Origin of the sequence: Streptomyces sp. B5E4 (assembly GCF_039871555.1) — a bacterium.
Taxonomy (GTDB): Bacteria; Actinomycetota; Actinomycetes; order Streptomycetales; family Streptomycetaceae; genus Streptomyces.
In genome coordinates this window covers 1-4,197 of record NZ_JBDPMI010000064.1, presented here as the reverse complement: position 1 = coordinate 4,197, position 4,197 = coordinate 1, and the positions used below count along the sequence as shown (strand labels likewise).

Annotated in this window: 2 protein-coding genes; one reads left to right on the top strand and one right to left on the bottom strand. The window is 68.7% G+C overall.

Annotated features, from left to right (window positions below; all coding sequences use genetic code 11):
• The first annotated feature begins 691 nt into the window (after positions 1–691).
• Positions 692–2,353: an IS1182 family transposase gene (locus ABGA99_RS36430; RefSeq protein ID WP_347581842.1), complete on the top strand. Its 1,662-nt coding sequence runs from the start codon at positions 692–694 to the stop codon at positions 2,351–2,353.
• A gap of 201 nt (positions 2,354–2,554) precedes the next feature.
• Here the strand turns inward: ABGA99_RS36430 and ABGA99_RS36425 are convergent, their stop codons facing one another.
• Positions 2,555–3,967 (bottom strand): helix-turn-helix domain-containing protein, encoded by a 1,413-nt coding sequence (locus ABGA99_RS36425; protein WP_347581843.1) that lies wholly within the window; start codon positions 3,965–3,967, stop codon positions 2,555–2,557.
• Between the last annotated feature and the right edge of the window lie 230 nt (positions 3,968–4,197).

Sequence of the window (4,197 nt, the reverse complement as noted above, 5' to 3'; positions counted from 1 at the left end):
ATCACCGACGGCATTCCGCACCTCCACAGCCACGCCGACACGACGTGCTCTGCCTGCCACAGAAACCCCGACACTATGCCTGACCAGCGATAACACGGTGATCAAGTACGGAAAGACAACGGCTTCTGACCCGGCACCAGGTCCTTGCCGGCGGGACTGCCCAGGAGTGACTCGTCCTCCCCGGCCGCCCTCGGTCAGTCCTGAGTGCCGCGGAAGGTACAAGAGCCGCTGCTGCGGCAGTTCAGGGCGTGGTTTGTCGGAGCCCTGAAGTGGGGATTGGTGAGGACGCCGTCTCCGTTGTCGGCGGCGGCCGAGCCGGCGGTGGCCGGGAGTGCGGCGCCCGTCAGGTGCGGATACTCATTGTCTCTCCCGCCATGGAGTGTCCGATTGTTCGGCCGATCACGCTGAGGCTGCCCGGGCCCAGCGGTTCCGTCCCGGCCTCGGCTGTCCGTGTGAACGAAATCCTCCAGCCGGGCGCCCTCGGACACCGCACCAACGTAGGTGCCCACGCTACTCGTCAACCGGGGATATCAAACGGGTTCTGAGCTTGACTCTGTCGGGGATCTTGGAGTTTCGCGACGCGGCAGCATGATCAACGGGCATGCTCGGTTGGTTCCGATGACCGATGCAGCCGTCGAGGTGCCCGTTGTCACTGCGTCCCCGTTCCGGTGAGCAAGTCCCGCCTCTGACCGTGCAGATCGCGCGGGCGAGCAACCCGAACGGCACGACGGCGATATGGGTGCGCGACCGGCTGGACGGGCTGTGGCGCGATGAGGACTTTGCCGACTGGTACCCGCGCGACGGGCGCCCCGGCCTCTCGCCCGCCCAACTGGCCACCGTCTGCGTGCTGCAGTTTCTGCTCGGTTTGTCGGACCGGCAGGCTGCCGAGGCGGTCCGCTGCCGGATCGACTTCAAGTACGCGATGGCCATGGAGCTGGACGACCCCGGCTTCCATCACAGCGTGCTGGCCGACTTCCGTGAACGCCTCGCCGAGGGTGATCGCGCCGACCGCCTCCTCGACCTCACACTGGCCCGCCTCAAGGAGGCCGGCCTGGTACGCGAGCGCACCACACAGCGCACCGACTCCACCCACGTCCTGGCCGCGGTCCGCAATCTAACCCGTCTGGAGCTGATCACCGAGGCGGTCCGCGCCGCGCTGGAAGAAGTCGCCGACACCGCCGGTCATCTGCTGGACGAGCTGGTCGACGAGGACTGGGGACGTCGCTACGGCCGTCCGGTCCGCCTGGGCAAGAACCCCACCAAGCCCAAGACCAGGATCATGGCCACCGGGAACGACGCCGTCCGGCTCCTGGAACACCTCTACCGGCACGGAGTGGACCGAGCGTCCGGCCCCCGTGTCCAGGCTCTGCGCCAGATCGTGGTGCAGAACTATCACCGCGACGCCGCAGGCCGCCTGCGCTGGCGCACCGCCGAGACCGAGGACGGACCCGGGCTGCCGCCCTCGTCCCGGGTGATCGTCTCTCCCTACGACACCTCGGCCCGCTATGCCCGTCACGGGCACATCATCAGCTGGAAGGGGTTCTCCGCCCACCTGACGGAGACCTGTGCTCCTGACGGCCCCAACGTGATCACGGACGTGGCCACCACCGCGTCCACCACCCACGACAGCAAGGTCCTGCCCGGCATCCACACCCGCCTGCACCGCCGCGGCCTGCTGCCCGCCGAGCACCTGGTCGACAGCGGCTACACCTCCCTGCCACACCTGGAACAAGCCGCACGCGACCACCAGGTCACCGTCTCCGGGCCGCTGCGGAGCAACCCCACCCGGCAACACCGCCGAGGCGAGGGCTTCGCCCGCGACGACTTCCACATCGACTACGACCGCCGGCAGGTCACCTGCCCCCAGGGCCAGGTCAGCCAGGGCTGGCACGGCCCCTACCCGACCTCCTCACCCACCGCGGCCCCACTGATCGTGGCACGATTCACCAAGAGCCAGTGCCACCCCTGCCCGGCCCGCGCACAATGCACCACCTCCCGCGAGAGCACCCGCACCATCGGCTTTCCCCCGCGAGAACTCCGCGACCTGCAACTCCGCGTCCGTGCCGAGCAACAGACGCCCGACTGGAAGACCCGCTACGCAGTCCGCTCCGGAGTGGAGGGAACGGTCAACGAGTTCGCTCACGGTCACGGCATGCGCCGCTGCCGCTACCGAGGACAGAGCAAAACCCACGTCCAGCACGTCCTGACCGCGATCGCCATCAACATCGAGCGCCTCAGCGGTCTCCCACCGGCTGACGAAGCACCCCCTCCCCGCCGACCGACCGCCTTCCAGAACTACCTCGATCAGCACGAAATCCCCCGGCCGAAGTCCTGGCGCACCCTGGGCACCTGACCTCGGCAACTCCAAGATCCCCGACAGAGTCAAGCTGAGGATCTAGACGGTCTGGGAGATGCGGTCGTTGAGGTATGCGGCGGTGGCCCGGGTGCCGATGCCGATGCCGGCGCCGTTGCGGGCCACGTACCGCAGGGCGGTGAGGCGACCGGGGCGGGGCCGGTGAGCTGGACGCAGACCGGTGCCGCTGTGGTGCTCGTGTTACCGAAGGTATAGCTGCTGCATGGCCATGTCCCGGGCTTCGCAGGAGGGGCACCAACGGGCTGTATCGCTGTCGGCTTTCTCCTTGGCTGACGCCGACTTCATCGATCTGCGGTACGTGGTCGCTGAGTCGGTCATCTTCTCGCATCCGCGGACGTGCACGATCGTCCGTTCGCGCTTGCGCGACGTCTTCCCCCACCTGCCGGTGTGTTCTTCCGTCACCAGCTCTTCCGTCCACATGGCAGCTGGCAGACCGGCCCGTCGCAGCTCTGCCAGCTCGTTGGGCGGGCGGGCGCCGGCGTGGTAGGCCAGGTCTTGCAGCTGGTCGCGTTCGGAGCGGTGCCGGAAGGCCTTGGCCAGCCGGAGGACCTCGGATACGGGTGTCAACACCCCCACGTGTGGCAGCAGGGTCTGGCCCAGGACAGTCTCCAGGTCACGCTTGTTCTTGGCGGAGGCCAGGATCAGCTGCCGCAGGCGGGGGCCGTCGCAAAGCCGCGCGGCCGCATCCAGCAGACTGCGCCCGTCGAGGTGTCGGCCGGCGTCCTGCAGGCCCACGTACAGCTGGGCCACCATCTGTGGCTCCCAACGGCGGGCGATGTCCGCGAGTGCACCATCCGCTTCCGCGTCCCGGTCCTCATCGCGCAGCTCGGCCAGCAGATCGACGATGTCGTCCAGATGCATGTCAGGCGTAAGCGGTGAGGACGGTGCGGGCGCGAATCCTTCCTCCCACAGGGCCAGCTCCCGGTGGGTGTCGTGCGCCATCTCCTCGGTGCGCTGGGCGTCGCGCTCCTGCAGCCGCAGCAGGGCACCTGTCTGGGCGATCAGGTCCTCCAGCTCGGCCACGCGCCGCAACGCGGCGTCGCGCTCCCGCTCCAGCCGAGCTGCTTGCTCGGCGTAGCTGTGCCGGCCGTCGGCGGCTCGCATCTCGGCCAGCTGCTCCTCGGCACGTCGGCGGTGTGCCCGCTCCTGCCGCAGCTCCTTTTGAAGACCGTCCAGCTCCCGGGCCGTGGCGGTCTGCTGCTCGGCGAACTTCTCTTTCAGCTCCTCGACCTCGTAGGCGCGGGCGGACAGCGGCCCGCGGGCGCGGGCCGCGGCGTAGAGCAAGGTGCGGCTGCCCTTGACCGCCTCGATCACATCCGGCGCGTCGGGGCCGTCCTCTTCGTCTGCGAGTTCGTCGGCGAGCAGCCGGTGCAGGCGGGTGAGCATCTGAGGCTGCGGCAGGCTCTGGCCGGACAGGAACCGCGACAACCGGCTGGGATCGACGCCCAGGGCCTCGGCCAGGGCATCGGAGGTCATACCGACCCGCTCGCGCAGCACCCGCAGGTGTTCAGCGAAGACCTTCACGTCCGCTGCCAGACCGCCGTCCAGCGCCCCTAACGCCCGCGGCCGGGTGAACCGGCGCTGTCCGTCCACGCTCTCCTCCCGTACTTTGCCCACCCCGCAACTTGCCCTGGCCGGGCGCAAGGTGTGCTTGCCGACTGCCGCAACCAGGCTGCGGCGCGCTGGGCTTGACCTTAGAAGCCGTTGTCCTATCGATCTTGAGTGCGGTGTGATCGAAAGTGGCCGGTGGGGCGGGTGATTCTGCCGTGGCCGTGCATGAAGACAGGGCCTCTGGTGCAGTTCGGAGTTGCTGAGACACCGAT